Origin of the sequence: Burkholderia reimsis (assembly GCF_003294055.1) — a bacterium.
GTDB classification, from domain to species: Bacteria; Pseudomonadota; Gammaproteobacteria; order Burkholderiales; family Burkholderiaceae; genus Burkholderia; species Burkholderia cepacia.
Genome location: NZ_QMFZ01000040.1, coordinates 34,574 through 61,477 on the forward strand (window position 1 = coordinate 34,574; position 26,904 = coordinate 61,477).

28 protein-coding genes and 1 other RNA gene are annotated in these 26,904 nt (G+C 67.7%); 11 read left to right on the top strand and 18 right to left on the bottom strand.

Annotation, left to right across the window (positions count from 1 at the left end):
• Positions 1-364: 364 nt before the first annotated feature.
• Positions 365-1,276: a class II glutamine amidotransferase gene (locus DPV79_RS33375; protein WP_081052699.1), complete on the bottom strand. Its 912-nt coding sequence runs from the start codon at positions 1,274-1,276 to the stop codon at positions 365-367.
• Positions 1,277-1,481: 205 nt separating this feature from the next.
• Between DPV79_RS33375 and pyrC the strand changes: the two genes are divergently transcribed.
• The 3 genes from pyrC (at position 1,482) to rnpB (ending at position 3,857) form a co-directional block, all read left to right on the top strand.
• Positions 1,482-2,546, top strand: coding sequence for a dihydroorotase (gene pyrC, locus DPV79_RS33380; protein WP_027788369.1), 1,065 nt, complete (start codon positions 1,482-1,484; stop codon positions 2,544-2,546).
• Positions 2,543-3,433 (top strand): DUF3025 domain-containing protein, encoded by an 891-nt coding sequence (locus DPV79_RS33385; protein WP_113047448.1) that lies wholly within the window; start codon positions 2,543-2,545, stop codon positions 3,431-3,433. Before pyrC ends, DPV79_RS33385 begins: the two co-directional genes overlap by 4 nt.
• Before the next feature lie 12 nt (positions 3,434-3,445).
• Positions 3,446-3,857: RNase P RNA component class A (rnpB, locus tag DPV79_RS33390), an RNA gene on the top strand.
• 70 nt (positions 3,858-3,927) lie between these two features.
• On the opposite strand, the gene DPV79_RS33395 is transcribed toward rnpB, so the two are convergent.
• Entirely contained in the window at positions 3,928-4,392 is a 465-nt protein-coding gene (locus DPV79_RS33395) for an OsmC family protein (protein ID WP_027788367.1), read from the bottom strand.
• 410 nt (positions 4,393-4,802) lie between these two features.
• Entirely contained in the window at positions 4,803-5,108 is a 306-nt protein-coding gene (locus DPV79_RS33400; RefSeq protein ID WP_113047449.1) for a DUF1090 family protein, read from the bottom strand.
• A 311-nt stretch (positions 5,109-5,419) separates the two neighbouring features.
• Between DPV79_RS33400 and rplM the strand changes: the two genes are divergently transcribed.
• The 3 genes from rplM to erpA all read left to right on the top strand — a co-directional run bounded on the left by rplM (position 5,420) and on the right by erpA (position 6,841).
• Positions 5,420-5,848 carry a 50S ribosomal protein L13 gene (gene rplM / locus DPV79_RS33405; protein ID WP_009687896.1) on the top strand — a complete coding sequence of 143 codons (429 nt, stop codon included), beginning with the start codon at positions 5,420-5,422 and terminating at the stop codon, positions 5,846-5,848.
• A gap of 10 nt (positions 5,849-5,858) precedes the next feature.
• Positions 5,859-6,251 carry a 30S ribosomal protein S9 gene (rpsI, locus tag DPV79_RS33410; protein ID WP_011883283.1) on the top strand — a complete coding sequence of 131 codons (393 nt, stop codon included), beginning with the start codon at positions 5,859-5,861 and terminating at the stop codon, positions 6,249-6,251.
• A 218-nt stretch (positions 6,252-6,469) separates the two neighbouring features.
• Positions 6,470-6,841, top strand: a complete 372-nt coding sequence (erpA, locus tag DPV79_RS33415; RefSeq protein WP_006751888.1) for an iron-sulfur cluster insertion protein ErpA — start codon at positions 6,470-6,472, stop codon at positions 6,839-6,841.
• 106 nt (positions 6,842-6,947) lie between these two features.
• Here erpA and DPV79_RS33420 read toward each other — a convergent pair whose 3' ends face one another.
• Positions 6,948-8,096, bottom strand: a complete 1,149-nt coding sequence (locus tag DPV79_RS33420) for an anhydro-N-acetylmuramic acid kinase (protein WP_113047450.1) — start codon at positions 8,094-8,096, stop codon at positions 6,948-6,950.
• Positions 8,097-8,238: 142 nt separating this feature from the next.
• Here DPV79_RS33420 and tyrS point away from each other — a divergent pair, with 142 nt between their 5' ends.
• From tyrS to DPV79_RS33435, 3 genes are read left to right on the top strand one after another with little or no spacing between them, the layout of a single operon-like run.
• Positions 8,239-9,480 carry a tyrosine--tRNA ligase gene (tyrS, locus tag DPV79_RS33425; protein WP_021163702.1) on the top strand — a complete coding sequence of 414 codons (1,242 nt, stop codon included), beginning with the start codon at positions 8,239-8,241 and terminating at the stop codon, positions 9,478-9,480.
• Positions 9,477-9,935, top strand: coding sequence for a D-aminoacyl-tRNA deacylase (dtd, locus tag DPV79_RS33430; protein WP_048024143.1), 459 nt, complete (start codon positions 9,477-9,479; stop codon positions 9,933-9,935). The genes tyrS and dtd overlap by 4 nt, the downstream gene beginning before the upstream one ends.
• Before the next feature lie 23 nt (positions 9,936-9,958).
• Positions 9,959-10,621 carry a histidine phosphatase family protein gene (locus DPV79_RS33435; protein ID WP_060054693.1) on the top strand — a complete coding sequence of 221 codons (663 nt, stop codon included), beginning with the start codon at positions 9,959-9,961 and terminating at the stop codon, positions 10,619-10,621.
• 60 nt (positions 10,622-10,681) lie between these two features.
• Here DPV79_RS33435 and DPV79_RS33440 read toward each other — a convergent pair whose 3' ends face one another.
• From DPV79_RS33440 to DPV79_RS33485, 10 genes are all read right to left on the bottom strand, one after another.
• On the bottom strand, positions 10,682-11,809 hold the full coding sequence (locus DPV79_RS33440) for a ParB/Srx family N-terminal domain-containing protein (RefSeq protein ID WP_048024171.1): 1,128 nt from the start codon (positions 11,807-11,809) through the stop codon (positions 10,682-10,684).
• Between the two features lie 152 nt (positions 11,810-11,961).
• A complete protein-coding gene (locus tag DPV79_RS33445) occupies positions 11,962-12,915 on the bottom strand; it encodes an oxygenase MpaB family protein (protein ID WP_113047451.1) in 954 nt (317 codons plus the stop codon).
• Positions 12,916-12,939: 24 nt separating this feature from the next.
• On the bottom strand, positions 12,940-14,010 hold the full coding sequence (ruvB, locus tag DPV79_RS33450) for a Holliday junction branch migration DNA helicase RuvB (protein ID WP_021162489.1): 1,071 nt from the start codon (positions 14,008-14,010) through the stop codon (positions 12,940-12,942).
• Between the two features lie 108 nt (positions 14,011-14,118).
• The gene (ruvA, locus tag DPV79_RS33455) at positions 14,119-14,700 is read right to left on the bottom strand and encodes a Holliday junction branch migration protein RuvA (protein WP_113047452.1); all 582 of its coding nucleotides are present in this window, start codon (positions 14,698-14,700) and stop codon (positions 14,119-14,121) included.
• 173 nt (positions 14,701-14,873) lie between these two features.
• A complete protein-coding gene (gene ruvC, locus DPV79_RS33460) occupies positions 14,874-15,416 on the bottom strand; it encodes a crossover junction endodeoxyribonuclease RuvC (protein WP_027788361.1) in 543 nt (180 codons plus the stop codon).
• Positions 15,417-15,570: 154 nt separating this feature from the next.
• The gene (gene purH, locus DPV79_RS33465; RefSeq protein ID WP_113047453.1) at positions 15,571-17,136 is read right to left on the bottom strand and encodes a bifunctional phosphoribosylaminoimidazolecarboxamide formyltransferase/IMP cyclohydrolase; all 1,566 of its coding nucleotides are present in this window, start codon (positions 17,134-17,136) and stop codon (positions 15,571-15,573) included.
• 44 nt (positions 17,137-17,180) lie between these two features.
• Positions 17,181-17,414 (bottom strand): Fis family transcriptional regulator, encoded by a 234-nt coding sequence (locus tag DPV79_RS33470; protein WP_006476892.1) that lies wholly within the window; start codon positions 17,412-17,414, stop codon positions 17,181-17,183.
• Positions 17,411-18,478, bottom strand: a complete 1,068-nt coding sequence (gene dusB, locus DPV79_RS33475; RefSeq protein ID WP_042977079.1) for a tRNA dihydrouridine synthase DusB — start codon at positions 18,476-18,478, stop codon at positions 17,411-17,413. Before dusB ends, DPV79_RS33470 begins: the two co-directional genes overlap by 4 nt.
• Positions 18,479-18,602: 124 nt before the next feature.
• Positions 18,603-19,790, bottom strand: a complete 1,188-nt coding sequence (locus tag DPV79_RS33480) for a UbiH/UbiF/VisC/COQ6 family ubiquinone biosynthesis hydroxylase (protein WP_113047454.1) — start codon at positions 19,788-19,790, stop codon at positions 18,603-18,605.
• Between the two features lie 40 nt (positions 19,791-19,830).
• Entirely contained in the window at positions 19,831-21,216 is a 1,386-nt protein-coding gene (locus tag DPV79_RS33485; protein WP_048024155.1) for an aminopeptidase P N-terminal domain-containing protein, read from the bottom strand.
• Positions 21,217-21,403: 187 nt separating this feature from the next.
• Here DPV79_RS33485 and DPV79_RS33490 point away from each other — a divergent pair, with 187 nt between their 5' ends.
• Positions 21,404-22,015 carry a glutathione S-transferase family protein gene (locus DPV79_RS33490; RefSeq protein WP_021162497.1) on the top strand — a complete coding sequence of 204 codons (612 nt, stop codon included), beginning with the start codon at positions 21,404-21,406 and terminating at the stop codon, positions 22,013-22,015.
• Between the two features lie 127 nt (positions 22,016-22,142).
• On the opposite strand, the gene DPV79_RS33495 is transcribed toward DPV79_RS33490, so the two are convergent.
• Both DPV79_RS33495 and DPV79_RS33500 read right to left on the bottom strand, forming a co-directional pair.
• Positions 22,143-23,762 (bottom strand): FMN-binding glutamate synthase family protein, encoded by a 1,620-nt coding sequence (locus tag DPV79_RS33495; protein WP_021162498.1) that lies wholly within the window; start codon positions 23,760-23,762, stop codon positions 22,143-22,145.
• A gap of 197 nt (positions 23,763-23,959) precedes the next feature.
• Positions 23,960-24,724, bottom strand: coding sequence for an NAD(P)H-dependent oxidoreductase (locus DPV79_RS33500; protein WP_113047455.1), 765 nt, complete (start codon positions 24,722-24,724; stop codon positions 23,960-23,962).
• 74 nt (positions 24,725-24,798) lie between these two features.
• On the opposite strand from DPV79_RS33500, the gene DPV79_RS33505 reads away from it, so the two are divergent.
• Positions 24,799-25,173, top strand: a complete 375-nt coding sequence (locus tag DPV79_RS33505) for a winged helix-turn-helix transcriptional regulator (protein ID WP_059528874.1) — start codon at positions 24,799-24,801, stop codon at positions 25,171-25,173.
• A gap of 65 nt (positions 25,174-25,238) precedes the next feature.
• On the opposite strand, the gene mnmA is transcribed toward DPV79_RS33505, so the two are convergent.
• Together mnmA and DPV79_RS33515 are read right to left on the bottom strand one after the other, a co-directional pair.
• Positions 25,239-26,387: a tRNA 2-thiouridine(34) synthase MnmA gene (mnmA, locus tag DPV79_RS33510; protein WP_059487115.1), complete on the bottom strand. Its 1,149-nt coding sequence runs from the start codon at positions 26,385-26,387 to the stop codon at positions 25,239-25,241.
• Positions 26,384-26,893, bottom strand: coding sequence for an NUDIX hydrolase (locus tag DPV79_RS33515; RefSeq protein ID WP_021164203.1), 510 nt, complete (start codon positions 26,891-26,893; stop codon positions 26,384-26,386). The genes mnmA and DPV79_RS33515 overlap by 4 nt, the downstream gene beginning before the upstream one ends.
• Positions 26,894-26,904: the final 11 nt, after the last annotated feature.

Here is a 26,904-nt window from a genome sequence, read left to right on the forward strand (position 1 = left end):
TATTTCTTGATTGTGTGACGAATCGAACTGAAAGCCTTGTGGGGTAAGGATTCTGCCGATTATTTACGTGCGGGTTCGTGATCGCCGGATCAGTGGGGTGGCGCACGGTTTGCATCAGGTTGGTGCGTTAAAATGCGGTTTCCGGATTGTCTGCATTCCGACTGAGTGATTTATTATTTTCCCGCCTGGATCGTTTTATATTGAAATGAATCGAATCGGGCGAATGTCGTGTTGCTTCGCTTCGATATACGGGAATTTGGCCCGGATGAACCGGAATCGGCACCCGGCGAGCGATATGACCCGGCGGCGAGCCGTCGACTTGCCGGACAGTGGCTGACAGGGGAGGGGCGCCAGCGCGCCGGGCTCAGAAGTCGATCGCGTCGTCGGAATCGACGTCGGCGGCGGTGGCGAGCGCCTCGCGTGTGTCACGCGGCGCCGACGCCGATGCGTCGAGCGCCGGATTGCGCAGCTTCTCGAGCACGCGTTCGGGCACCGGGATCCGCATCCGCGCGGCGACGTCGCCGCACTGGAACATGATCAGTTCGCCCGGCTCGAACGCGGTCCAGACTTCGTTGTCGGTGAGCGGCTGCGTCGCGATCACCGCGACGCGATCCTCGGGCGTCGTGTATTTCGCGAAATCGATCGACAGGTCTTCGTCGACGAGATGCGCGGTCGAGAACGGCCAGCGCCGCACGAGGTAGTGCAGCCGCGTCGAGCAGTGCGCGAACAGCGCCTGGCCGTTCGACATCAGGAAATTGAACACGCCGTGATCGGTGATGCCGCGTGTCAGTTCGCCGACGCGCTCGAACAGTTCGGGCAGCGGCGGCTGCGCGCCGGGAAACGTTTCGCGCAGCCCCTGCATCAGCACGCAGAACGCCTGTTCGCTGTCGGTCGTGCCGACCGGATGATAGACGCTGCCGTCCATGTCCGGTGCGTAGTCCTGGAGGTCGCCGTTATGCGCGAAGATCCAGTGCCGGCCCCACAGCTCGCGCATGAACGGATGGCTGTTCTCGAGCAGGATGTGGCCCTGCGTCGCCTTGCGGATGTGCGCGATGGTGTTCTTGGACTTGATCGGGTAGCGCTTCACCATTTCGGCGATCGGCGACGTGGCCGATGCCTGGTGATCGATGAACAGGCGGCAGGCCTTGTCCTCGAAGAACGCGATGCCCCAGCCGTCGGCATGGTGATCGGTGAGCCCGCCCCGGGCCGCGAAACCTGTGAAGGAGAATGTGACGTCCGTCGGCGCGGCGCAGTTCATTCCTAAGAGTTGGCACATTTTACTTGGGGCAGCAGGCTCAGGCGGGGGGTAACGAACCGGGCGAACCCCGGTACAATGCGGCTTCTAGCATATCACCGAGCCCTGAGCGGTAAAAAGCGGATTCCGCTGGCCAAAGGCCCCGTGTTGCGGTTTGCCGTCAGTCGGCCCGCGCACGCGCGTTCCGGCCCCGCCGATGGCCCGGCCGTTCCTCACGACGCCTCCTATGACTGCCTCGAACGCTTCCTCCCCGGCGACGCTCTCGCTCGCCCGTCCCGACGACTGGCACCTGCACCTGCGAGACGGCGACATGCTGGCCGCCGTGCTGCCGCACACCGCGCGCCAGTTCGGCCGCGCGATCGTCATGCCGAACCTGAAGCCGCCGGTGACGACCACCGCGCAGGCGCAGGCCTATCGCGAGCGCATCCTCGCCGCGCTGCCGGCCGGGATGACGTTCGAGCCGCTGATGACGCTGTACCTGACCGACAACACGCCGCCCGACGAGATCCGCCGCGCGCGCGAAAGCGGCTTCGTGCACGGCGTGAAGCTGTATCCGGCCGGTGCGACGACGAATTCCGACCACGGCGTCACCGATCTGGCGAAATGCGCGAAGACGCTCGAGGCGATGCAGGAAACCGGCATGCCGCTGCTCGTGCACGGCGAGGTGACCGATGCATCGATCGACCTGTTCGACCGCGAGAAGGTCTTCATCGACCGCGTGATGACGCCGCTGCGCCGCGATTTCCCGGGCCTGAAGGTCGTGTTCGAGCACATCACGACGAAGGACGCGGCCGACTACGTGCGCGACGCCGATGCGGCGCCCGGCCTGCTCGGCGCGACGATCACCGCGCATCACCTGCTGTACAACCGCAATGCGCTGTTCGTCGGCGGGATTCGCCCGCATTACTACTGCCTGCCGGTGCTGAAGCGCGAGACGCATCGCGTCGCGCTGGTCGAGGCCGCGACGTCGGGCAACCCGCGCTTCTTCCTCGGTACCGACAGTGCGCCGCATGCGCGCGACGCGAAGGAAACCGCGTGCGGCTGCGCGGGCTGCTATACGGCACTGCATGCGCTCGAACTGTATGCGGAAGCGTTCGACCACGCCGGTGCGCTCGACAAGCTGGAAGGTTTCGCGAGCTTCTTCGGCGCCGATTTCTACGGGCTGCCGCGCAGCGCCGAGACGGTCACGCTGCGTCGCGAGGCATGGGAGTTGCCGCGCGAGATCTTCGCGGGCGATACGCCCGTCGTGCCGCTGCGCGGCGGCGAGACGATCGGCTGGAAACTGGCGTGACCTTCGCGCCGCCGCGCGAACCTGGCCAGGCGGCCGGTAGCGGGGCGGCGGATTTTGCGCGGATCGACTGGTCCGTGCCGTGGCTCGCGCCTTACGCGGGCCCCGGCCGCGTTGTACAGGCGGCCGCAAGGGCGGGCGAGGCCGCGTTGCTCGACGCGCTGAATGGCGCCCTGAGCGATACCGGGCCCGACGGCCCGCGCATCAGCGGCCGTGGCCGGTCGCTGCGGTTCGTGCCGCAGGCAGCATTGCCGCCCGGCGTCGCATACGAGACCCATATCGCGGAGACGGGCGGTGTCCCGACCCGCCGCAATCTGCACGACTTCTTCAATGCGCTCGTCTGGTTCGCATACCCGCGCATCAAGGCCGCACTGAACGCGCGCCAGGCCGCGGCGATCGACGCGGCGGGCGGGGTCGGCCCCGTGCGCGGCACGTTGCGCGACGCGCTCACGCTGTTCGACGAGAACGCCGCGTTGTTCGTGACGGCCGACCGTGCGCTCGCCGACGCGCTGCGCGGGTTCGACTGGCTGCGGCTGCTGGTCGCCGCGCGCGATGCGTGGGGCACGCGCTGCGAGGCGCGGCTGGTCGGCCATGCGCTGCTCGAGAAACTCGTCGCACCTTACAAATCCTGCACCGCGCACACATGGATCGTCGAAGTGGGCGCCGACTATTTTTCGTGGCCCGACGCGCAACGCATCGCGCATGTCGACGCCCGTGTCGCCGCGGAACTCGCGACGCGCGCGCTGACGAGCCGCGATTTCGCGCCGCTCCCGGTGCTCGGCGTGCCGGGCTGGTGCGATGCGAATGCCGAGCCCGCGTTCTACGACGATCCGGCCGTGTTTCGCAGCGGCCGCCGCTCGCGCACTGCCGGCGGCGGCGCGCAGTGCTAGAATGCGCGTCGCAAAGCAGGCCAGGCAGTCGCGGCCTCGCCGCCTTCGGGCGCGCGGGGGCGAGGAAAGTCCGGACTCCACAGGGCAGGGTGATGGCTAACGGCCATCCGTGGCGACACGCGGAACAGGGCAACAGAAAGCAAACCGCCGATGGCCCGGCGCAAGCCGGGATCAGGTAAGGGTGAAACGGTGCGGTAAGAGCGCACCGCGGCGACGGCGACGTTCGCCGGCACGGTAACCTCCACCCGGAGCAATTCCAAGTAGGCAGGCGCGCATCTTCGGATGCAGGACGGGGCCCCCGTCTCGTCTGCGGGTAGGAAGCTTGAGCGCGTCAGCAATGGCGCGCCTAGAGGAATGGCTGCCACGCGTTGCGTGCTTCGGCGCGCAGCGTGCACAGAATCCGGCTTATCGGCCTGCTTTGCCGTTCGAATGCGAAAGGGCCGGCGTCTCCCAACGGAGCGGCGGCCCTTTTTTCATGTGCGCTCGCCGTGCGTTCAGCCGGCGACGATGTCGAACGAATGCGTGAGTTCGGCCGTCTTCGCGATCATGATCGACGCGGAGCAATACTTGTCGTGCGACAGGTTGATCGCGCGCTCGACCGTGGCCGGGTTCAGGTTGCGGCCGGTGACCGTGAAGTGGAAGTGCACTTTCGTGAACACCTTCGGGTCTTCGCTCGCGCGTTCGGCCTTCAGCGTGACCGAGCAGCCGCTGACTTCCTGGCGGCTCTTCTTCAGGATCAGCACGACGTCATAGGCCGTGCAGCCGCCGGTGCCGAGCAGCACCATCTCCATCGGGCGCGGCGCGAGGTTGTGACCGCCGCCTTCGGGCGCGCCGTCCATCGCGACGAGGTGGCCGCTGCCGGTCTCGGCGGAAAACGCCATGCCGTCCTGGCCCATCCAGCTTACTTTGCATTCCATGCTTGCACTCCAGCGTTGCCTGATTCGGATTCGATCCGGCATTGTAGCCCGCGGCGCAACGGTCGGCTGATGCGGTGCACGACGCGCAACGCGGGCGCCGCCTGAGCGGCGCCCCGGACATTCAATTCCCCACCGGACTTAGGGGTTTTGCTCTAGACGAGGGCGGCTCCTGATCGTGCCTCCCGGAATCAGGCCATTGATTTCAAAGAGAAAAGCGGTGATTCAAACGCGCCGCATTAAATTTCATATTGTGGCGTTTGATTTCGCAATGCAAATTTTCTTGTGGAGTCGACGACGCGTTCGTATAATGAGCCTCATTGGTTGTCGCGCTGCGGCAACCTCCGAATGTCTCCTCCACCCTCCTCCTATGGTGGATTAAGCCCGAACCAGCCGTTCGGGCTTTTTTTCGTCCCATGCAAACATCGGCGCGCGGTTTGCGCGCTCCGACAAGGTTACGCGGGCTGCCTGGCGGCAGGCTGCGAGGTCGCGTCGGGCGGCGTGCCGCGCGGGCGCGCATCGGGCGCCGGCGCGTGGACGGCCGACGCATGGCCGTGCCCGCGTGCGCAGAAGTGGCGGACGCGTTCGCGCACCGCGCGCAGGCGGGCGACGCGATCCTCGGCATGCGCGGCACGGGCTTCGGCAACGCGTGTATCGAGGGCTTCGAGCTTGGCTTCGCAGTCGGCGCGGGCGGCGACGGCAGGTGCCGCGGCGGCCAGCATCACGGCCGCGAGGAAGGGTGTAAGTCGTTGATTCATCATGCTTGTTTGTTGTTTTCCGTGTTCGGCCGGTCTGGCGCGGCAAGGTCATGTGCCGCGCTTCGCTGGGTGCCTCCCCGGGCGCTCGGTTCGCCTGGCGTGTCGGGGCACGACCGGATTTTGGCCCATTTCGGCCGCCGTGGACACGGGGAGCGGATTCCCTTTGACCGCGTTGCGGTATTTCCTTTATAATTCAGGGCTTTTCCGCATTCATGCCCACGGAAAAAGAACAGGGAGAGCCTGCACCGCGCCTCGAAGCGCACACAGACAAGCAGGAAGAACACATCGGGCAAAGCAATTTTTTTGGATCGATCATGAAGACGTTTTCCGCAAAAGCCCATGAGGTGACGCGCGAATGGTACGTGATTGACGCGACGGATAAGGTTCTCGGCCGTGTTGCCAGCGAAGTGGCACGCCGTCTGCGCGGCAAGCACAAGCCTGAGTTCACCCCGCACGTCGACACTGGTGATTTCATCATCATCATCAACGCGAGCAAGTTGAAGGTCACGGGCAACAAGACTCTGGACAAGAAGTACTACCGTCACTCGGGCTACCCGGGCGGTATCTATGAAACGACGTTCGGCAAGATGCAGGAACGCTTCCCGGGCCGCGCGCTCGAGAAGGCGGTCAAGGGCATGCTGCCGAAGGGCCCGCTCGGTTACGCGATGATCAAGAAGCTGAAGGTCTACGCAGAAGCGACGCATCCGCACTCGGCTCAACAGCCGAAGGCGCTCGAGATCTAAGGGGACCCACATGATCGGTAACTGGAACTACGGTACGGGCCGCCGCAAGAGCGCAGTCGCACGTGTCTTCATCAAGGCTGGCAAGGGCGACATCATCGTCAACGGCAAGCCCATCGCTGACTACTTCTCGCGCGAAACGTCGCTGATGATCGTGCGTCAACCGCTGGAACTCACGAACCACGGCCAGACGTTCGACATCAAGGTGAACGTGAACGGCGGCGGCGAAACGGGTCAGGCAGGTGCAGTGCGCCACGGCATCACCCGTGCACTGATCGACTACGATGCGACGCTGAAGCCGTCGCTGTCGAACGCAGGCTTCGTCACGCGCGATGCACGTGAAGTCGAGCGTAAGAAGGTCGGTCTGCGCAAGGCACGCCGCGCCAAGCAGTTCTCGAAGCGTTAATTCCGCTTCATGGCCGCGCCGCTCCCGGGCGGCGTCCGCCGGAAAAACCGCCAGCTTTCGCGCTGGCGGTTTTTTTATGTCCGTTTCCAGGCGCGTGCTGCCGCGGCCTGCGCATGCGTGTTTGATGAAATCGACAAGAACCTATTGATTTCATGGACATCAGCACGATCTTCTGATCGGCCCTACAATAGCGGCTAAAGCTTTTTGGAGAGTTCGCAATGAACGCTGTTACCGAATCCGCAGCAACGACGGCCGAAATGCCGGTTCCGTTCGTCTTCACCGACGCCGCAGCCGACAAGGTCAAGCAACTGATCGACGAAGAGGGCAATCCCGACCTGAAGCTGCGCGTGTTCGTGCAGGGCGGCGGCTGTTCCGGCTTCCAGTATGGCTTCACGTTCGACGAGGAAGTCAACGAGGACGACACCGTGATGAACAAGAACGGCGTCCAGCTCCTGATCGACTCGATGAGCTACCAGTACCTGGTCGGCGCCGAGATCGACTACAAGGACGACCTCAACGGCGCCCAGTTCGTGATCAAGAACCCGAACGCGACCACCACCTGCGGGTGCGGCTCGTCGTTCTCGGTCTGAGCGCACGACAGATCCGCACCGGTTCGCCGGAATGAAAAACGGGGCATCATGCCCCGTTTTTTGTGCCCGTTTTCCATGCGGCGCTCGCCGCGCGGGCGGCATCGCGTCAGCGCGGATAGAGCGCGCCGAGCACGCGGTTGCCGGCCGCACCGGTAACCGTCGCGAGATTGCCGGGCTGGCGCGCGGTGAAACGGTACGCGAGCCACGCGAACGCGAGTGCCTCGACCTGCTGAGGCGGCACGCCGAGTGCCGCTGTCGTATCGACCGTGGCCGGCACGCCGGCCTCGCGCAGCGCGTGCCGGAGCGCATCGAGCAGCACCGGATTGCGTGCGCCGCCGCCGCATACGAACACGGCCTTGCAGCCCGCTGCATGCTGTGCGATCTCGCGCGCCACCGAAACGGCCGTGAGCGCGGTGAGGGTGGCCTGCACGTCCTGCGGCGCGACGTGTGAGAACGCGGCGAGCTTCGCGTCGAGCCACGCGGGATTGAACAGGTCGCGCCCGGTGCTTTTCGGCGGCGGCGCGGCGAAATAGGGCTCGTCGAGCAGCGCGTCGAGCAGCGCTGCATGGACGGTGCCGCGCGCCGCGAACTTGCCGCCGTCATCGTACGGCTTGCCGAGATGGCGGGTCGCCCATTCGTCGAGCAGCGCATTCGCGGGGCCGCAGTCGAAACCGCGCACGTCGCCGCCTTCGCCGGGCAGGATCGTGATGTTGCTGATTCCGCCGAGATTGCAGACGACGCGCGCCTCGCCCGCTGCGCCGAACACCGTTGCATGGAAGCCCGGCGCGAGCGGCGCCCCGTGGCCGCCTGCCGCGACGTCGCGGCTGCGGAAATCGGCGATCACGTCGACCTGGGTCAGCTCGGCGAGCAGTGCCGGGTTGTTGATCTGCCGCGTATAACCGCGCTCGGGGCGATGGCGCACGGTCTGGCCGTGCACGCCGATCGCGCGGATCTCGTCGCGCGACAGCCCGGCCGTGCGCTGCAATTCGTGGCAGCACACCGCATAGCGCGCGACCAGCGCGTTCGCGGCGAGCGATTCGCGGTCGATCTCGTCGTCGCCGGGCTGCTGCAGCGCGAACAGCGCGTCGCGCAGCGATTGCGCGAAGCCGACGAACGCTTCCGCGAGCACGACCGGCGCCTTGCCGGCCTCGAAACGCACGGCGACGCCATCGACGCCGTCCATGCTGGTTCCCGACATCAGCCCGAAGTAGATGCCGTCGGCCGGATGGGCGTTTTGCGGCTGTCGTTGCGGCACGTTGGGTTCTCCTGGATCGTGCGGCGCGGGCCGATGCCGCGCGCCTTGCGCCCGATTATCCGCGCAACGCGGCGCGCCGTTAAGCGATGGGCGCGCAAGTTATGGGAAAATCCCTGTTTTTGCGACATTCTTCCTGGCACCGATGAGCACCGAACCCAGTTCCAAGCCTGTTTTCCCGATCACCGACGAAGTCCGGCATGCGCTCGCCGTCACGAAGCGCGGCGTCGACGAGCTGCTGATCGAGGAAGAGTTCGCGCAGAAGCTCGCGCGCAGCGCGGCCACGGGCACGCCGCTTCGCATCAAGCTCGGCCTCGACCCGACCGCACCCGACATCCACATCGGCCACACCGTCGTGCTGAACAAGATGCGTCAGCTGCAGGACCTCGGCCACACGGTGATCTTCCTGATCGGCGATTTCACGTCGCTGATCGGCGATCCGTCGGGCCGCAACGCGACGCGCCCGCCGCTTACGCGCGAGCAGATCGAGTCGAACGCGAAGACCTATTTCGAGCAGGCCGCGCTCGTGCTCGATCGCGCGAAGACCGAGATCCGCTACAACAGCGAATGGTCGATGCCGCTCGGCGCGGACGGGATGATCAAGCTCGCGTCGCGCTACACGGTTGCGCGGATCCTCGAACGCGAGGATTTCACGAAGCGCTTCCAGGGCGGCGTGCCGATCTCGATCCACGAATTCCTGTATCCGCTGATGCAGGGCTACGATTCGGTCGCGCTGAACGCCGATCTCGAGCTGGGCGGCACCGACCAGAAGTTCAACCTGCTGGTCGGCCGCGAGCTGCAGAAGCAGTACGGCCAGGAACAGCAGTGCATTCTCACGATGCCGCTGCTCGAAGGGCTCGACGGCGTCGAGAAGATGTCGAAGTCGAAGGGCAACTACGTCGGCATCAGCGAGAAGCCGACCGACATGTTCGGCAAGCTGATGAGCATCTCGGACACGCTGATGTGGCGTTACTTCGAACTGCTGTCGTTCCGCGGCCTCGACGAGATCGCCGGCTTCAAGCGCGAGGCCGAAGGCGGCCGCAACCCGCGCGACTTCAAGGTGCTGCTCGCGCAGGAAATCGTCGCGCGGTTCCACTCGCAGGCCGACGCCGAACGTGCGCTCGAGGATTTCAACCACCGCGCGAAGGGCGGCGTGCCGGACGACATCCCGTCGGTCACGCTCGCGGGCGCACCGCTCGCGATCGGCCAGCTGCTGAAGCAGGCGGGCCTCGTGCCGTCGACGAGCGAAGCGCTGCGCAATATCGAGCAGGGCGGCGTGAAGATCGATGGCGCGACCGTGTCGGACAAGGGCCTGAAGGTCGAAGCCGGCGAGTTCGTCGTCCAGGTCGGCAAGCGCCGCTTCGCGCGCGTCACGCTGACCGCATGATCGCGCTGATCCAGCGCGTGAAGCGCGCCGACGTGCGCGTCGGCGACCGCACGACGGGCGAGATCGGCGCGGGCCTGCTCGCGCTCGTCTGCGCGGAGCGCGGCGATACCGAGGCGGCGGCCGACAAGCTGCTCGCGAAGCTGCTCGGCTACCGCGTGTTCAGCGACGCAGCCGGCAAGATGAACCTGCCGGTATCGAACATCGACGGCGAAGGCCGTGCCGGCGGCCTGCTGCTCGTGTCGCAGTTCACGCTCGCGGCCGATACCAACAGCGGGCTGCGTCCGAGCTTCACGCCGGCCGCGCCGCCCGACGAAGGCGCGCGGCTGTTCGACTATTTCGTCGCGGCCGCGCGTGCGCGCCATCCGGTCGTCGAGACGGGCGAGTTCGGCGCCGACATGCAGGTGTCGCTCGTCAACGACGGCCCCGTGACATTCTGGCTGCAAGTGCGGCCCTGATTCTTCCCCGGAGACGCCCCGCGATGGCCACCACGCAGATTCTTTTCATCCGCCATGGCGAGACGGCCTGGAATCGCATCAAGCGCATCCAGGGTCATATCGACATCCCGCTGGCCGACACGGGGCTCGCGCAGGCCCAAAAGCTGGCCGCGCGGCTCGCACGCGACGCGCGTGACGGTGCACGGATCGACGCGGTTTATTCGAGCGACCTGATGCGCGCGCAACAGACCGCGCAGCCCTTCGCCGATGCGCTCGGGTTGCCGCTGCTGCTGCGGGAAGGGCTGCGGGAACGCTCGTACGGCGCATTCCAGGGGCACGACAGTACCGAGATCGAGGCGTTGTTTCCGGACGCATACGCGGCGTGGCAGACGCGCGATCCGGGCTTCGCGCCGGAAGGCGGCGAGTCGCAGCGTGAGTTCTATCACCGCGTGCTGCACGCGCTCGAGCCGATCGTGGCCGCGCACCCGGGCGGTCGGATCGCGTGTGTCGCGCACGGCGGCGTGCTCGACAGCGTGTACCGGTTCGCGAACGGCATCGAACTGTCGGCGCCGCGCAGTTATCAGCTGCTCAACACGAGCATCAACGTCGTCGATTACGTGGATGGCCGTGCGCAGGTCGTGCAGTGGGCCGACGTGTCGCACCTCGACGTCGCAAGCGACGACGACGGGTACCGCAAGGTGCTCTGAACCGGCAGGCCCCGTCCGCCATGGCCGGCCGGGGCTTCCTTCCCGCGTGGCGCTCGCCGCTTACTGCGGCAGTGCGTGGCGGGTCTTGTAGTCGAGCGCGTACGCGACCTTGCCGGGCTTGTCCGCCGCGATCGGCTGGCGCAGCTTGTCGAATTCCCCCTTGTTGTATTTCTTCCCGCCGTTGATCGCGTCCGCGCGCCCGAGGTCGGCGCCCGTCTTGCCGTCGATCACCGGATCCGTGGCCGCGACCATGCGCGCCGACGCATTCCAGACCGCGTTCAGGTACCCCGTGTCGGCCTTTGCCGGATCGGGGTCGGTTGCGCCGGCGCGCGTCAGGTCGTAGCCGGCGAGCGAGAACGTGCCCGGTTGCGCGCGCAGCCAGTCGGCCCAGTAGAACTCGAGGTAGTCGGTGGCTTGTGCGGGCTTGCTGTAGGCGATGTCGCGCGTGAAATAGACGAGCGAGCGGTAGCGGTCGTTCGTCATCCCGAGTTTCAGGCCGAGCCCGGTCGGCAGTTGGGCGGTCGTGATCGGCTTGCCTTCCCCGTTCTTGAGGCGCAGATAACCGCGGCTCTGCATCTGCTGCCAGAACGCGTCGCCCGAGTAGTCGCTGAGGTTGTCCTTGACGACGACGTGCACGTGCAGCGCCGGGCCGCCGTCGGGCGTCTCGTAGTAGGTCGACAGGCCGTGGTGGCCGTCGGTCAGGTACAGCGCATCGCCGTTCGGGCCGATCACAACCGGGTTCAGCACCGACCGGTCGCGGGCGTTCGCGTCGGTCGTCGTGCATGCGTAGCTGGCGGGATCGCGCAGCACCGACCTGGCCGTGTAGCCCGCCGAAGCGACACCGCCGAGGCCTTCGTCCGCACAGAAGTCGTCGAATTTCTTGTCGGGCTGCAGTTCGTAGCGGCCGAGCTTGTAGTAGATCTGGTCGTAACCGATTGCACCCTGCGTCGGATGGAGGTCGCCGAGCGTCACGTCGATCAGGTCGCCCGCACGGGCGGCCTTCCACTTGCCCGGTTGCGGCGTGACGGTGGCGGGCGGCGCCGGGGCAGGCGCGGTCGGGGTGCCGCCGGACGGCGTTTGCGCGTCCGAACGCGCGACGGCGGCGACATCGTCGCCTCCACAGGCGCCGAGGGCGAGGACGGCGGACAGGCTGGCGGCGAGGGCGAAACGGATCGGCAGGTGTGGCATCGCGGGCATCGGGTGTCGGTCGGGTTGGCGGAGCACCGCGCGGGTCACGGACAGGCGGGACGGACGGCGCGTGCGACCGTGCGCGGGTGCAAGCCCGTCAGCTTGTCACAGGTATTTGACAGCAAATTGAAATGAAAGGAAGAGGCGGATCGTCAGGCGGGCGGGGTGCCGTCGGGCGGTGCTGCCGTCGCGCGGCGGCGCGCACGCTTTGACGCGCCGTTCACGAGCGCCCAGCGCAGCACGGGCGCGACGACCCGTATGCCGGGCCGGACCACCGCGCGCCGCAGCGGCGCGAACGTCGACACGCCGAGCATGCGCTGCGCCCACGGCGGCAGCAGGTCGATTCCGGCATGCATCACCAGTGATGCGGCCGGCCGCAGCGCAGGCTTCGCGACCGGCACGTTCAGCAGGATGGACATCACGTCGAACGTACGCGGCCCGGCCTCGAGTTCGGGCTGCATGCGCGCGAGATACGCGGCCACCTCGGCACGCGAACGGGGAACCTCGTGTGCGCCGAGCAGTTCGGCGACCCGTGCCGTCTCGGCGTAGTAGCGATCCTGCAATTCGCTCGGCAGGGCCGGATTCACGTAGCGCAGATGCGCGGCGAGGAAACTCGATACTTCCGCGACGTGCACCCAGGTCAGCAACGCCGGATCGTCGGCGCGATACGGCCGTCCGTCCGGCGCGGTGCCCGATATGTGCGTGTGGATCGATTTCACGCGCTCGATCAGTGCGAGTGCGTCCGCGCGACTGCCGAAGGTCGTACCGGTGATGAACGTGGCGGTGCGCCGCAAGCGACCCAGGATGTCGGTGCGAAACGACGAGTGATCCCAGACGCCCGCGAGGGCGAGCGGATGGAGCGCCTGCAGCAGCAGTGCAGCGATGCCGCCCGTCATCATCGACGTGAAGTCGGCATGCACGCGCCAGCAGACGGCGTCGGGGCCGAACAGCCCCGGATCTCCGGGCGGGGAGGAGAGGTCGAGCGACGGGCCGCCGCCGCCCGCCGTCAGGTGCGTGACGCCGGCCACGAGCCGCTTGCGGATCGGCTCGGCCCAGCGCGGGCCCGGTGCGGGTGCGGCGGGGTGGCGGCTGGGCGGCGTCGTCATGGCGGGTGCGGCTCGGGCGACGGGTTACTTCCCGTCGGGGGTATCCCACTCGCCGCGTTCGGTGCGGCCGGCGTCGGGCACGGAAAGCCCGAAGTGGCGATACGTGAGCAGCGTCGCGACGCGCCCGCGCGGCGTGCGCTGCAGGAAGCCCTGCTGGATCAGGTAGGGCTCGAGTACGTCCTCGATCGTGTCGCGCTCTTCGCCGATCGCCGCCGCGAGGTTGTCGATACCGACCGGGCCGCCGTCGAACTTGTACAGGATCGCCTCGAGCAGCTTGCGGTCCATCAGGTCGAAGCCGACCGGATCGACGTCGAGCATCGCGAGCGCGGCATCGGCGACGGCCGCGGTGATCTGGCCGTCGGCCTTCACTTCCGCGAAGTCGCGCACGCGGCGCAGCAGCCGGTTCGCAATCCGCGGCGTGCCGCGCGAGCGCTTCGCGATTTCCAGCGCACCGTTCGGATCGATCTGCGCGTTCAGCAGCGATGCCGAGCGCCGCACGATGCGCGACAGTTGATCGGCGTCGTAGAACTCGAGGCGCGCGACGATCCCGAAACGGTCGCGCAGCGGGTTGGTCAGCATCCCGGCGCGGGTGGTGGCGCCGACCAGCGTGAACGGCTGCAGGTCGAGCTTCACGCTGCGCGCGGCCGGGCCTTCGCCGATCATGATGTCGATCTGGTAATCCTCGAGTGCCGGATACAGGATTTCCTCGACGACCGGCGACAGCCGGTGGATTTCGTCGATGAACAGCACGTCGTTCGCCTCGAGGTTCGTCAGCAGCGCGGCGAGATCGCCCGCGCGCTCGAGCACGGGGCCCGACGTCTGGCGGAGGTTCACGCCCATCTCCCGCGCGATGATGTGCGCGAGCGTCGTCTTGCCGAGGCCCGGCGGCCCGAACAGCAGCACGTGGTCGAGCGGCTCGGAGCGGCGCTTGGCGGCTTCGATGAAGATCTCGAGCTGGCCGCGCACCTTTTCCTGGCCGACGTAGTCGTCGAGCTGGCGCGGCCGCAGCGCACGTTCGAACACCTCCTCGTGCGACGAGGCGGGCGTGGCGGCGATGATCCGCTGCTCGGTGGCGAGTTTGTCGGTTTCAATCATGCGGCCATTGTACCGCGCGCCGCACTCGGGCCAACCTGGCCGAACGGCCGACTGGCGCGCAATGCCGCGCCGCGCGACACTGGTTTCGACGGCCGGATTGAACGCGCGTTACGCCTTCGACAGCGCCTTCAGTGCGAGCTTGATGCCTTCGGATACACCGGTGCCGGCCGGCACGTTCTTGATCGCGGCCAGGCCTTCCTTTTCGGAATAGCCGAGCGCAAGCAGCGCGTTGAGGATGTCGGTTGCGTGGTCGGACGGCGACGCGGCGCCGGCGAGCGCGCCGAGATCGGCGCCGAGCTTGCCCTTCAGTTCGAGCAGCAGGCGTTCGGCCGTCTTCTTGCCGATGCCGGGCAGGCGCGTGAGGCGTGCGGCGTCCTGCATCGTCACGGCCTGCGCGAGTTCCTGCACGCTCATGCCGGACAGCACGGCGAGCGCCATGCGCGCGCCGATGCCGGTGATCTTCAGCAGTTCGCGGAAGGTCGTGCGCTCTTGAGGCGTGAGGAAGCCGTACAGCAGGTGCGCGTCCTCGCGGACGATCTGCTGCGTGAGCAGCACGACGCGCTCGCCCGTTTGCGGCAGGTTGTAGAAGGTGCTCATCGGCACGTCGACTTCGTAGCCGACGCCGTTGCAGTCGACGAGCAGGTGAGGCGGGTTCTTTTCGAGCAGGATGCCGGCGATGCGACCGATCATGGAGGGCGGGATGCGAGGAATAAAGCGCGAGTGTAGCGCACGTGCGGCGCAATGCCGACGGGATCGGCCGTCAGGCCGGGGCAACGGGTGTCGTGGGTGTGCCGCGTGCGGTCGAAATGGTCGAAACGGTCGACACGGTCGATCCGGCAGGCCGCACGCTGGCACGCGCGATGTCAGCCGACCAGCCGCCCGCGCCGTACGCGCAGCCCTTTTTTCGCGAGCGCCGGCGCGAGGCCGCCGAGCGTGTTGAGCGTGTCGCCGCCGTGCGCGTGGCAGATCGCCATGCCGAGCGCGTCGGCCGCGTCGGAGCCCGGCTGTCCGGAGAGATTGAGCAGCCGCGTGACCATCTCCTGCATCTGCGTCTTGGTCGCGCGGCCGTAGCCGACCACGGCCTGCTTGAGTTGCAGCGCCGTGTATTCGGCGACGGGCAGGCCGCCCGCGACGAGGCCGCAGATCGCGGCGCCGCGCGCCTGGCCGAGCAACAGCGTCGACTGCGGGTTCACGTTGACGAACACCTTTTCGATCGCGGCCTGGTCGGGTGCGTGCTCGCGCACGATGGTCGAGACGCCCTGGAAGATCGTGCCGAGCCGGGTGGCCAGGTCGGCGGTCGGCGTGCGGATCACGCCGCTCGCGACATAAGCGAGCCGGTGGCCGCTGACGTCGATGATGCCGAAACCGGTGACGCGCAGGCCGGGGTCGATGCCGAGAATTCGCATGAGTGAGGAGAAAAACCTGATGCAGCGATACTACAACGAATGGTGCGCGGCGCCGGCCGCACGGTTGCGTGCGCCGGCGCAACGCAATAAAAAACCCGGCGGGTGCAATGCCGCCGGGTTGTCGTGCAGCGGCCGCGCGGGCCGCATGCCGCGATCAGTGACGGAAGTGACGCACGCCCGTCAGGATCATCGCGATGCCGTGCTCGTCGGCTGCCGCGATCACTTCGTCGTCGCGCATCGAGCCGCCCGGCTGGATCACGCAGGTCGCGCCGGCCGCCACGACGACGTCGAGGCCGTCGCGGAACGGGAAGAACGCATCCGACGCGACGGCCGAACCGGCCAGCGTCAGGCCCGCGTTCTGCGCCTTGATGCTCGCGATGCGCGCGGAATCGACGCGGCTCATCTGGCCGGCGCCGACGCCGAGCGTCATGCCGTTGCCGCAGAACACGATCGCGTTCGACTTCACGTACTTCGCGACGCGCCATGCGAACAGCAGGTCGTCCATTTCCTTCGCGGTCGGCTGGCGCTTCGTGACGACGCGCAACTCGCTCGGCTGCACGTTCTTCGAATCGAGCGACTGCACGAGCAGGCCGCCGCCCACGCGCTTCAGGTCGAATGCGTTGTGGCCGTCGCCCAGCGCGATCTCGAGCAGGCGCACGTTCTGCTTCGCGGCGAACACCTGCTTCGCGGCGTCGGAGAACGACGGGGCGATCAGCACTTCGACGAACTGCTTCGCGACGGCCTGGGCAGCCGCTTCGTCGACTTCGCGGTTGAACGCGATGATGCCGCCGAATGCGGAAGTCGGATCCGTCTGGAACGCCTTCGCGTACGCGTCGGCCGAATCGTTGCCCACTGCCACGCCGCACGGGTTCGCGTGCTTGATGATCACGCAGGCCGGTGCGTCGAACGTCTTCACGCATTCCCACGCCGCGTCCGAATCCGCGATGTTGTTGTACGACAGTTCCTTGCCCTGCAGCTGGTGGTAGTTCGCCAGCGCGCCGGCCGGCGTCGCGAGGTCGCGGTAGAACGCCGCGCTCTGGTGCGGGTTCTCGCCGTAGCGCAGGTCCTGCACCTTGTCGAACGCCAGGTTCAGCGTGGCCGGGTACGTGCTGCGCGACGCGTGCTTCAGCTCGTCGGTCAGGCTCGTCAGGTAGTTCGTGATCGCGCCGTCGTATTGCGCGGTGTGCGCGAACACCTTCGTCGCGAGGCGGAAGTTGGTCGCGTAGCCCACCGCGTTGCCGTTCGCCTTCATTTCATCGAGCACGACCGCGTAATCGGCCGGATCGACGACGACCGTCACGTCGCGATGGTTCTTCGCGGCCGAGCGCAGCATCGTCGGGCCGCCGATGTCGATGTTCTCGATCGCGTCGGCGAGCGTGCAGTCGTCCTTCGCGATCGTCGCGACGAACGGATACAGGTTCACGACGAGCAGGTCGATCGTCGGGATGCCGTGCTGTTCCAGCGCCTGCATGTGCTCGGGCAGGTCGCGGCGGGCCAGGATGCCGCCGTGCACCTTCGGGTGGAGCGTCTTCACGCGCCCATCGAGCATCTCCGGGAAGCCCGTGTAATCAGCCACTTCGGTCACGGGCAGGCCGGCGTCGGCGAGGAGTTTCGCGGTGCCGCCCGTCGACAGCAGCTTGACGCCGAGGTCGGACAGCGACTTCGCGAAGTCGACAATGCCGGTCTTGTCGGAAACGGAAATGAGCGCTTGCTTGATCATGATGGAACCACCAATAGCCAGGGAAACGGGGACGGGACGGCCGCCTACAGCAGGCCGTGCTGCTGCAGCTTCTTGCGCAGCGTATTGCGATTGATGCCGAGGTACTCCGCGGCGAGCGACTGGTTGCCGCCTGCCTGTACGAGCACGACCTCGAGCATCGGCTTTTCGACGCAGGACATCACCATTTCATAGACGTCGTGCGGATTGGAGCCGTCTAGATCCCGGAAATACACGTCCAGGCTCTCGCGGACACATTGTTCGATGTTGTGCTTGCTCATGCTGCTAACTGGTTATGGTCGTCCGACTCGCCCTGGCCGTTTTCCTCTTCGTCGTCGACGTAGACGAGGTGGTCCGACAGCGCCTTTTGCGCCTCGAAGAATGCATTGACGGCGGCGAGCTGCTCGCGGGTGGAATCGAGCGTGTTCATCCTGTGCCGGAACCCGTTGGCACCGGAAAGGCCGCGAGTGTACCAGCCGATGTGCTTGCGCGCAGTACGGACTCCCGTGAATTCACCATAGAACGCGTAGTGGTCTTCCAGGTGTTCGTTCATCACGTGCTGGATCTCGTCGATCCGCGGCGGGGGCAGCAGCTCGCCGGTTTGCAGGAAATGATCGATTTCGCGGAACAACCATGGCCGACCTTGCGCGGCGCGACCGATCATCAGGGCATCGGCGCCGGTCGCGTCGAGCACGGCCTTCGCCTTCGCGGGCGACGTGATGTCGCCGTTCGCGACCACCGGAATCCGCACCGCCGCCTTCACGGCCGCGATGGTGTCGTACTCGGCGTCGCCGCGGTACAGGTCGGCGCGCGTGCGGCCGTGCACGGTGAGCATCGAAATGCCGGCGGCTTCGGCCAGGCGCGCGACCGTGATCGCGTTCTTGTGCTCGCGATCCCAGCCGGTGCGGATCTTCAGCGTGACGGGCACCGCATCGGGCCCCGTGCCGACCGCCGCGACGACCGCCTCGACGATGCGCTGCACGAGCGGCTCGTTCTGCAGCAGCGCGGAGCCGGCCGCGACGTTGCAGACCTTCTTCGCCGGGCAGCCCATGTTGATGTCGATGATCTGCGCGCCGTTGTCGACGTTGTAGCGGGCCGCTTCGGCCATCATCGCCGGATCGGCGCCCGCGATCTGGACCGCGATCGGCTCCACCTCGCCTTCGTGGTTCGCGCGCCGCATCGTCTTCGCGCTTTTCCACAGCTGCGCGTTGGACGCGACCATCTCGGACACGGCGTAACCGGCCCCCATCCGCTTGCAGAGCTGGCGGAACGGACGATCCGTCACGCCGGCCATCGGGGCGACGAACAGGTTGTTACGCAATACGTGAGAGCCGATAACGGGCATCGCAATGGCACCGCCCGCGGCGGGCGCGGGCATGAAAAGGGCAGACGGAAACGCGCATTTTACCGTATTCCCATGCCCCGCCGATTTGACCCGGTTTGAGTGGCGCGACTGTGCGCGCCGGGTGTCAGTTGCGCTGGCCGAACATCATCTGGCGCGCGATCACCTTCTTGAGCGGCGGCACGAACTCGAGCGCGGTCAGCGCGGCACCGCGCAGCAGCGGGAGCGGGCCCGAGTCGATCGTGAACAGGCGTGCCAGCGTGTCGGTCGCGCCGATCGTGAAACGCCGGTCGAGTGCGCGGCGCGCGTTGAAGGTGGCGAGCGCGGTCGCTTCGAAGCCTTGCGTGGACAGCGTGTCGACGAGCGTATGCGCATCGCGCAGCCCGAGGTTGAGCCCCTGGCCCGCGACGGGGTGCAGGGTTTGCGCGGCATTGCCGACGATCGCGACGCGGCCGTTGACGAGCGTCTGCGCGGCGTTCAGGCCGAGCGGGAAAGACGCGCGGCCCGCGATCGCGACGAAGTCGCCCATGCGCGCGCCGAACGCGCTGCCGAGCTCGCGCAGGAACGCGTCGTCGGGCAGCGCGGCGCGGCGCGCCGCTTCGTCGGGCGTGCAGCACCACACGAGCGAATATTCGGCCTGGCGCGGGCCGCCGAGCGGCAGCAGCGCGAGCGGGCCTTCGTGCGTGAAGCGTTCCCATGCGACGTTCGGGCGCGGCGCCGATACCGTGACCGTGCCGACGATCGCGGTCTGGCCGTAGTCGCGGCGGTGCTTGCCGGTATCGGCCCGCTGTTCGTGGAACAGCCCGCCTTCGGCGTTGATGACGATGCGTGCGCGCAGCGTGCGCTCGCCTTGCGGGCCATCGAGCGTCAGCGTGACGCCGTCGGCATCCTGCTGCGGCGCGCGCGCGGTGGTCGACGTGAGCCAGTCGACGCGGGTGCCGCGCACGGCGCCCGCGAGCGCCTGCACGAGCGAGCCGAAGCGCACGACATAACCGAGCGCCGCGAGGTCGTGTTCGTCGCGGTCGATCAGCGTGCGGCCGAAATGGCCGCGCTGCGATACGTGGATGTGCTCGATCGGCGTCGCGTCGGCGGGCCACGCGAGCGTGTCGAGCAGCACGCGGCTGCCGTGCGACACGGCGATCGCGCGCGGATCGTTTGCGCTCGCGGCCGGTTCACGCGCATCGATCAGCGCGATCGATGCGTGCTGCGTGGCGCTGCGGCGCGCGAGCCAGCCGGCGAGCGCGAGCCCGACGGGGCCCGCGCCGACGATGGCGAGGTCGTAGTCCGGCGTGGCCGGGGAGGAGGCGGTCGTCATCTTGATTCGTGAAACGGAGGTAACGGTCGGCGGCAGCCGGTCATGCGAGTGCGCGCATCAGCGCTTCGATCTCGTCCGCCGCGACGGGCACGCCGCGCGTGATCAGCTCGCAGCCCTGCTCGCGCACGATCGCGTCGTCCTCGATGCGGATGCCGATGTTCCAGTACTCGGGCGGCACGTCGTCGGCGGCGCGCACATACAGGCCGGGTTCGACCGTCAGCGTCATGCCGGCCTTCAGCGTGCGCCATGGCAGCGCGCCGTTGCCGTCGCGCTCGGCGAGCCGCTCGCGGTAGTCGCCGCAATCGTGCACGTCCATGCCGATCCAGTGGCCGGTGCGGTGCATGTAGAAGCGCGTGTACGCACGCTCGGCGATCACGTCGTCGACGTTCGAGAAGCGCGTTTTCGGGATGATGCCGGTGTCGAGCAGCCCCTGCGCGAGCACGCGCACGGCGGCGTCGTGCGGTGCTTCGAACGGCACGCCGGCGCGCGTCGCGTCGATCGCGGCCTGCTGGGCGGCGAGCACGATGTCGTACAGCGTGCGTTGCGCGGGCGAGAAGCGCCCGTTGGCCGGGAACGTGCGCGTGATGTCCGACGCGTAGCCGTCGAGTTCGCACGCGGCGTCGATCAGGATCAGGTCGCCGTCCTTCGCGGCTGCATTGCCGGCCGGGTAGTGCAGCACGCACGCGTTCGCGCCGGCCGCGACGATCGAACCGTACGCGGGCGACTGCGCACCGTGCTTGCGGAACACATACAGCAGCTCGGCCTCGAGTTCGTATTCGCGGATGCCGGGGCGGCACGCCTGCATCGCGCGGCGGTGCGCGAGCGCGGAGATGTGCGCGGCGCGCATCATGATCGCGAGCTCGTGCTCGTCCTTCACGAGCCGCATGTCGTCGAGGAGCGGCGTGAGGTCGAGCATCGCGTCCGGTGCGGCGACGCCCGTGCGCGCCAGCGCGCGCACCGCGTCGATCCAGCCCGCGAGCCGGCGGTCGAAGTCGGCCGATGCGCCGAACCGGTAGTGCACGGTGCCGGAATCGGCGAGCAGGCGCGGCATCTCCGTATCGATCACGTCGACCGCGAACGCCGCGTCGAAGCCGAACGCATCGCGCGCGGCTTCGGGCCCGTAATGGAAGCCTTCCCAGATTTCGCGGTCGGCATTCTTGCCGCGGCAGAACAGGATCGACTCCGGCGCGCCGTGCGGCGCGGCCGCGTTCAGCACGAGCACGGCATCCGGCTCGGTGAAGCCCGTCAGGTAATGGAAGTAGCTGTCGTACCGGTACGGGTAGGCCGTATCGCGGTTGCGCAGCAGTTCCGGCGCGGTGGGGACGATGGCGACGCCGCCGCCGGCGGCACGCAGTGCGGCAAGCACGCGTTCACGGCGCTGGCGGTAGACGTCGACGGCGATGGCGGTATCGAGGGGCGCGTTCATTCGTGCGATTGTAGCGCCGCGTGACGCCGCGCGTGAGAGAGGGGGCGGGAAGCCGCGCCGGGCGGCCCGCGTGACGGTTGTTGCAAACCATCCACAGGCCGGTCGGGCGATTTTCTGTCGCGCGACGCCGGCCGGTTATGATCGGCGACAACGTATACTCTCGGCGGTTCCCTTAAAAAGGCAGATGATGAAATTAATCGGTTCGCTCAGCAGCCCGTACGTCCGCAAGGCGCGGATCGTGCTGGCTGAAAAGAAGATCGACTACAAGCTGGAGCTCGAGAACGTGTGGGCGCCGGAGACGGATATTCATGCTTCGAATCCGCTCGGCAAGGTCCCGTGCCTCGTGATGGAGGATGGTGCCGCGGTGTTCGATTCCCGCGTGATCTGCGAATACGTCGACACGCTGTCGCCGGTCGGCAAGCTGATTCCGCCGTCGGGGCGCGAGCGCGTCGAAGTGCGTTGCTGGGAAGCGCTGGGCGACGGCGTGCTCGACGCGGCCGTGGCAATTCGTCTCGAATACACGCTGCGGGACGAAGCGCAGCGCAGCGCGAGCTGGATCGCGCGCCAGCAGCGCAAGATCGACGACGCGCTCGTCGCGATGTCGCAAGGGCTCGGCGGCAAGACGTGGTGCGTCGGTAATCATTACACGCTCGCCGACATCGCACTCGGCTGCGCGCTCGGCTATCTCGACTTCCGGATGCCCGAGCTCAACTGGCGCGACCGCCACCCGAACCTCGACAAGCACTTCGTGAAGCTGCTGCAGCGCCAGTCGTTCGCCGACACGCTGCCGCAGAACTGAGCCGCGCGCGACGCGTACACGCTTCACGCATTCACGCATTCACGCATTCGGCAGACGAAAGAAAAGCGCCCCGCGGGGCGCTTTTCTTTTTGCCGGCTCGCCCCCGCAGCGGGGGCGCTCGCCTGCGTCATTCGATCGACGCGTAGACGGCCTCGCCGAGCGTGAACGAATCGCTGCGCGAAATCGGCCACCACTTGTCGTACAGCGTAAAGCCGCAGGTGTTGCCGTCGAGCAGCGCGCCGGGCTTCAGGTACTTCAGCAGCTGCGACATCAGCCGGACCTCGTGCGGCGCGATGCGCTGCACGATGTGATGCGCGCGCAGCTCCGACGGATGCGCGAGGCCGGCCGCCTGCACGAGCTCCTGCAGCGCGTGCAGCGTGTTGCGGTGGAAGTTGTACACGCGGTCGGCCTTGTCGGGCACGACGAGCGCGCGCTGGCGCACCGGGTCCTGCGTCGCGACGCCGGTCGGGCAGCGGCCCGTGTGGCAGGTCTGCGCCTGGATGCAGCCGACCGCGAACATGAAGCCGCGCGCCGAGTTCACCCAGTCCGCGCCGATCGCGAGCGTGCGGGCGACGTCGAACGCGGTGATGATCTTGCCGCTCGCGCCGATCTTCACGCGGTCGCGCACGCCGATCCCGACGAGCGTGTTGTGCACGAGCAGCAGCCCTTCCTGCAGCGGCACGCCGACGTGGTCGGTGAATTCGAGCGGCGCCGCGCCCGTGCCGCCTTCCGCGCCGTCGACGACGATGAAGTCCGGCACGATGCCGGTCTCGAGCATCGCCTTCGCGATCCCGAAGAATTCCCACGGATGGCCGACGCACAGCTTGAAGCCGGTCGGCTTGCCGCCCGACAGCGTGCGCAGCCGTTCGACGAATTCGAGCAGCCCGCGCGGGGTCGAGAATTCCGAGTGCGTCGCGGGCGAGATGCAGTCCTTGCCCATCGGCACGCCGCGCGTCTCGGCGATCTCCGGCGTGATCTTCGCGGCCGGCAGCACGCCGCCGTGGCCGGGCTTCGCGCCCTGCGACAGCTTGACCTCGATCATCTTGACCTGCGGATCGGCGGCCTGCTTCGCGAACTTGTCGGGGTTGAAGGTGCCGTCGTCGTTGCGGCAGCCGAAGTAGCCGGACGCGATTTCCCAGATGATGTCGCCGCCGTTCTCGCGGTGGTACTTCGACAGCGAGCCTTCGCCCGTGTCGTGCGCGAAACCGCCTTTCTTCGCGCCGAGGTTCAGCGAGCGGATCGCGTTCGCGGACAGCGAGCCGAAGCTCATCGCCGAGATGTTGAAGATCGAAATGTCGTACGGTTGCGCGCGATTCGCGCCGACGCGGACGCGGAAATCATGGTTCGGCAGCTTCGTCGGCGCGAGCGAGTGGCTGATCCATTCGTGCGCGACGGCCTTCACGTTCAGCTCGGTGCCGTACGGGCGGTTGTCGGCGACGTTCTTCGCGCGCTGGTAGACGAGGCTGCGCTGCGCGCGCGAGAACGGCTTTTCGTCGGTGTCGTCCTCGACGAAATACTGGCGGATTTCAGGTCGGATGAATTCGAACAGGAAGCGGAAGTGGCCCCAGAGCGGGTAGTTGCGCAGGATCGCGTGGCGGTCCTGCTTCAGGTCGTACAGGCCGAGCGCGACGAGGGCGGCGGGAATCAGGATCCACAGCCACGCGATCGCGTGCCGCGCGGCGAGCGCCGCGACGGCCACGAACAGCAGGACCGCGCACCACATCGCGAGATAGCGTCGGGAAAACATGGGGACTCCGTCGTAATTATCTGGATGGCCATCGCTCGCGAGCGGTCGCGCGGCGGCCGGCAGGTCGGCGCCTTCGGCGTCGCGCCGGGCCGGCGGGCAGGGTGCCCGAGCCGTGCCTGGCCGCCGCCGGCGCCCACGATGGTCGAGAGTCTACTACGGGTCCCGCGAAGCTCGCGTTGCCGAGCCGGCCCGCCGCGTCAGGTGCCCGCGTGACGGATGAACGGGCCGTATGCGGGCGCGTCGGGCTTCAGCCTGACGCCGGCTTCGAAGTCCGTGTCGCGGTTGAACGGCACCCGCGGCCACGTGTGCCAGGCGCGCAGCCGCGCGCGGTAGTCCGCGAGCGCTTGCACGAGGCGCGCGTCGCGGTGCCGCGCGGTGTCGCCGGCCGGATCGCTGCGAACCTCGTGGATCAGGTGCGGTTCGAGCACGTCGAAGCCGACGTAGCGCAGCGCATACATGAGCGGCCACAGCAGCAGGCGCGTGTCGCCCTCGCGGCCGTCGGGCGCGCAGGCGGCGGCCGACGATCCGGTCGTCACGCTCAGCAGCGCGCGGCGCCCGTGCAACACGCCGCTGTCATGGCGCCGGCGGCTGCTGTAGAGGCCGCCGTAGACGAACACGCGATCCATCCAGCCCTTCAGGATCGCCGGTGCGCCGAACCACCACAGCGGGAACTGCAGGATCAGCGCGTCGGCCTGTTGCAGCAGCCCGACGTGATGCCCGACCTCCGGCGCGAGCGTGCCGCGCTCCCAGTGGTGGCGCTGCTCGCGTTGCGCGTCGAAGCGTGCCGTGTCGAGCCGATCGGCGTAATGGCGCGGCGCCTCGCTCGGGTCGAACCCGTCGGCGTACAGGTCCGCGACGGTCGCGGTGTGGCCGGCGGCGCGCCATGTATCGGCCGCCGCATGGGAGAGGGCCGCGTTGAACGACTGCGGTTCGGGATGGGCGACGACGATCAGCGCATGCATGGCGGGCTCCGTGAGTGTGCGACGATGATGGCCGGCGGCAGCGGGGCCGCGCAATCACGCACCCGGAGGTAACCATGGCATTTCCCGGCGACGTCTATGCGGCGGACTGTTCGGCGCGCGATGCGCTCGCGCTGATCGCCGGCAAATGGACGCTGCTGATCCTGCCGGCGCTGGCCGAGCGGCCGCTGCGCAACGGCGAGCTGCTGCGGCGCATCGGCGGCATCTCGCAGAAGGTGCTCACGCAGACGCTGCGCGAGCTGGAGCGCAACGGGCTGATCGAACGGATCGCGATCGCCGCGCGGCGCGCGCATGTCGAATACCGGCTGACGCCGGTGGCGGAATCGCTGGTGGACACGCTCGTGGCGCTCGATCGCTGGGCCGAGCGCCATTTCCCGGTGCTCGACGCGGCGCGCGAGCGCTACGACGCGGCCGTGCAGCACATGCGTTGAACAGGCGGGCGGCCGCGGGCGCGGCAGCTTTCGGCCGGCACCGCCCGCGCGGCGCCGGCGGCGCGTCAGCGCGCGGCCGCGAGCGCCGGCGCGTCGAGCGCCTGCCGGTCGCTGGTTGCCGCGCTTTCGATGATGCCGCCGCCGAGACAGATCTCGCCGTCGTACAGCACGGCCGACTGGCCGGGCGTGACGGCCCACTGCGCGTCGTCGAACGCGAGCGAGAAGCGTGCTTCGCCTGCCGGGCCGGGCACGGCGGCGCCGAAGGCGCATGCCGCGTCGGCCTGCCGGTAGCGCGTCTTCGCGCCGCACGCGAAGCCCTCGGCCGGCGGCTCGCCGGCGACCCAGCTCACGTTGCCGGCGACGAGCTCGCGCGACAGCAGCCACGGATGATCGTGGCCCTGCACGACGTACAGCGTGTTCGACGCGATGTCCTTCGCGGCGACGAACCACGGTTCGCCGCTGCCGCTCTTGCTGCCGCCCAGGCCGATGCCCTTGCGCTGGCCGAACGTGTAGAACGCGAGGCCGATGTGCTCGCCGACGACCTTGCCGTCCGGCGTCTTCATCGGGCCGGGTTTGGTCGGCAGATAGCGGTTCAGGAAATCGCGGAACGGCCGTTCGCCGATGAAGCAGATGCCGGTCGAATCCTTCTTCTTCGCGTTCGGCAGCCCGATCTGCGCGGCGATCTCGCGCACCTTCGTCTTCGGGATCTCGCCGAGCGGGAACATCGTCTTCGACAGTTGCGCCTGGTTCAGCCGGTGCAGGAAGTACGACTGGTCTTTCGTATGGTCGAAGGCCTTCAGCAGCTCGAAACGCCCGTCGCGCTCGCGCACGCGCGCATAGTGGCCCGTCGCGATCATTTCCGCGTCGAGCGACATCGCGTGATCGAGGAACGCCTTGAACTTGATTTCGGCGTTGCACAGCACGTCGGGGTTCGGCGTGCGGCCGGCCGAGTATTCGCGCAGGAACTCGGCGAACACGCGATCCTTGTATTCCGCCGCGAAGTTGACGGCTTCCACGTCGATGCCGATCAGGTCGGCCACCGACACGACGTCGATCCAGTCCTGGCGCGTCGAGCAGTATTCGCCGTCGTCGTCGTCTTCCCAGTTCTTCATGAACAGGCCGACCACGTCGTAACCCTGTTCCTTCAGCAGCCACGCGGTCACCGACGAATCGACGCCGCCCGACATGCCCACCACTACACGGCGCTTGCTCATTTGTTGACCGCCTGACGTTCGAATGCTTCGGGGCGCGGCGCGACCGAATGCGTATGCACGAAATCGAGCGGAATGCGCCGCCCGGCGAGGTAATCGTCGACGCAGCGCATCACCGCGGGCGAGCGATGGCGCTCGCTGCACGCGCGCAGTTCGTCGGCGGTCATCCACAGCGTGCGGACGATGCCGTCGTCGAGCGCGTGGCCCGCGACCGGCTCGCCGGCCGTGCCGCAGAACGTGAAGCGCAGGTAGGTCGCGCCGGCGGTGCCGGGACGGTCGTAGTGCGCCAGATAGACGCCGACGAGCGCGTCGGGTGTGAACGGGTGCGCGGTTTCCTCGAGCGTCTCTCGGATCACGGCGTCGGCCAGCGTTTCGCCGGCTTCGAGATGGCCTGCCGGCTGGTTGATGCGCAGGCCCGACGAGGTTTCTTCCTCGATCACGAGAAAGCGGCCGGCATGCTCGACGAGCGCCGCGACCGTCACATGCGGGGTCCAGATTTCGGGTTTCATGGTTCGGCATT

Excerpts from the sequence above, each read along its gene's own strand:
- dtd (WP_048024143.1), top strand. The coding sequence starts at position 9,477 with ATGATCGCGCTGATCCAGCGCGTGAAGCGCGCCGACGTGCGCGTCGGC.
- ruvB (WP_021162489.1), bottom strand. The coding sequence starts at position 14,010 with ATGATTGAAACCGACAAACTCGCCACCGAGCAGCGGATCATCGCCGCC.
- ruvC (WP_027788361.1), bottom strand. The coding sequence starts at position 15,416 with ATGCGAATTCTCGGCATCGACCCCGGCCTGCGCGTCACCGGTTTCGGC.
- rpsI (WP_011883283.1), top strand. The coding sequence starts at position 5,859 with ATGATCGGTAACTGGAACTACGGTACGGGCCGCCGCAAGAGCGCAGTC.
- DPV79_RS33435 (WP_060054693.1), top strand. The coding sequence starts at position 9,959 with ATGGCCACCACGCAGATTCTTTTCATCCGCCATGGCGAGACGGCCTGG.
- erpA (WP_006751888.1), top strand. The coding sequence starts at position 6,470 with ATGAACGCTGTTACCGAATCCGCAGCAACGACGGCCGAAATGCCGGTT.
- DPV79_RS33470 (WP_006476892.1), bottom strand. The coding sequence starts at position 17,414 with ATGAGCAAGCACAACATCGAACAATGTGTCCGCGAGAGCCTGGACGTG.
- dusB (WP_042977079.1), bottom strand. The coding sequence starts at position 18,478 with ATGCCCGTTATCGGCTCTCACGTATTGCGTAACAACCTGTTCGTCGCC.
- DPV79_RS33490 (WP_021162497.1), top strand. The coding sequence starts at position 21,404 with ATGAAATTAATCGGTTCGCTCAGCAGCCCGTACGTCCGCAAGGCGCGG.
- purH (WP_113047453.1), bottom strand. The coding sequence starts at position 17,136 with ATGATCAAGCAAGCGCTCATTTCCGTTTCCGACAAGACCGGCATTGTC.
- ruvA (WP_113047452.1), bottom strand. The coding sequence starts at position 14,700 with ATGATCGGTCGCATCGCCGGCATCCTGCTCGAAAAGAACCCGCCTCAC.
- pyrC (WP_027788369.1), top strand. The coding sequence starts at position 1,482 with ATGACTGCCTCGAACGCTTCCTCCCCGGCGACGCTCTCGCTCGCCCGT.
- DPV79_RS33495 (WP_021162498.1), bottom strand. The coding sequence starts at position 23,762 with ATGTTTTCCCGACGCTATCTCGCGATGTGGTGCGCGGTCCTGCTGTTC.
- DPV79_RS33485 (WP_048024155.1), bottom strand. The coding sequence starts at position 21,216 with ATGAACGCGCCCCTCGATACCGCCATCGCCGTCGACGTCTACCGCCAG.
- mnmA (WP_059487115.1), bottom strand. The coding sequence starts at position 26,387 with ATGAGCAAGCGCCGTGTAGTGGTGGGCATGTCGGGCGGCGTCGATTCG.
- DPV79_RS33505 (WP_059528874.1), top strand. The coding sequence starts at position 24,799 with ATGGCATTTCCCGGCGACGTCTATGCGGCGGACTGTTCGGCGCGCGAT.
- DPV79_RS33395 (WP_027788367.1), bottom strand. The coding sequence starts at position 4,392 with ATGCCGGATCGAATCCGAATCAGGCAACGCTGGAGTGCAAGCATGGAA.
- DPV79_RS33375 (WP_081052699.1), bottom strand. The coding sequence starts at position 1,276 with ATGTGCCAACTCTTAGGAATGAACTGCGCCGCGCCGACGGACGTCACA.
- tyrS (WP_021163702.1), top strand. The coding sequence starts at position 8,239 with ATGAGCACCGAACCCAGTTCCAAGCCTGTTTTCCCGATCACCGACGAA.
- rplM (WP_009687896.1), top strand. The coding sequence starts at position 5,420 with ATGAAGACGTTTTCCGCAAAAGCCCATGAGGTGACGCGCGAATGGTAC.
- DPV79_RS33480 (WP_113047454.1), bottom strand. The coding sequence starts at position 19,790 with ATGACGACCGCCTCCTCCCCGGCCACGCCGGACTACGACCTCGCCATC.
- DPV79_RS33445 (WP_113047451.1), bottom strand. The coding sequence starts at position 12,915 with ATGACGACGCCGCCCAGCCGCCACCCCGCCGCACCCGCACCGGGCCCG.
- DPV79_RS33400 (WP_113047449.1), bottom strand. The coding sequence starts at position 5,108 with ATGATGAATCAACGACTTACACCCTTCCTCGCGGCCGTGATGCTGGCC.
- DPV79_RS33440 (WP_048024171.1), bottom strand. The coding sequence starts at position 11,809 with ATGCCACACCTGCCGATCCGTTTCGCCCTCGCCGCCAGCCTGTCCGCC.
- DPV79_RS33500 (WP_113047455.1), bottom strand. The coding sequence starts at position 24,724 with ATGCATGCGCTGATCGTCGTCGCCCATCCCGAACCGCAGTCGTTCAAC.
- DPV79_RS33515 (WP_021164203.1), bottom strand. The coding sequence starts at position 26,893 with ATGAAACCCGAAATCTGGACCCCGCATGTGACGGTCGCGGCGCTCGTC.